The organism is Colwellia psychrerythraea (assembly GCF_000764185.1).
GTDB lineage: Bacteria > Pseudomonadota > Gammaproteobacteria > Enterobacterales > Alteromonadaceae > Colwellia > Colwellia psychrerythraea_B.
On the sequence record NZ_JQEC01000060.1, the window covers coordinates 1 to 756 of the forward strand.

Below are 756 nucleotides of genomic sequence, written 5' to 3' on the forward strand. Positions count from 1 at the left end.
GGTCCTTTCCAGAACCTTCCACTAGCGCCCAATAAGCTTAAGGGCTGATTCGCGTTCGCTCGCCGCTACTAACGAAATCTCGGTTGATTTCTTTTCCTCGGGGTACTTAGATGTTTCAGTTCTCCCGGTTTGCCTCATTAACCTATGTATTCAGTTAATGATACCTAGCTTATGCTAAGTGGGTTTCCCCATTCGGACATCTTTGGCTATAACGGTTTTTATCACCTCACCAAAGCTTTTCGCAGATTAACACGTCCTTCATCGCCTCTAACTGCCAAGGCATCCACCACATACGCTTAGTCACTTAACCATACAACCCTAAGTAGTCTCGAAAGAAAACAAAGTACACCGCGGTGACAAAACCGCAGCAATTGTAAAGTCTGACATTTTCACGTACTCACCATTATCTAAATTAATATCAAATGGGATGAGTTACTTGATAAGACATCTTACTCTTTCGAGTAGTATGAATTCGATAATACATCCTTGGGGGGATGCACTATCACCATCAACACATTCACGATAAGAGAATGTGCTAACAGCTTGGTATTTATAATCATGTGAACAACAGCGCGACACCGTGTTCACCATATAAACACCGATATTTATATCAGCTTTCCAGATTGTTAAAGAACTTATCATTTGCACACATTCGGCAAAGATATGGTTTAAAAAACCAAACTTAAATCATCGTTCTCAGTTGAGAAGAATGCGTTAAGTTTGGCTTCTTTCTTTAGTGAAAGATAAGAGATGGTG

The 756-nt window shown here is 40.5% G+C and carries 1 rRNA gene; it reads right to left on the minus strand.

The features are described from left to right. Window positions 1–310: ribosomal RNA gene (locus GAB14E_RS0123450) — 23S ribosomal RNA — on the minus strand; the annotation flags it as partial. Between the last annotated feature and the right edge of the window lie 446 nt (window positions 311–756).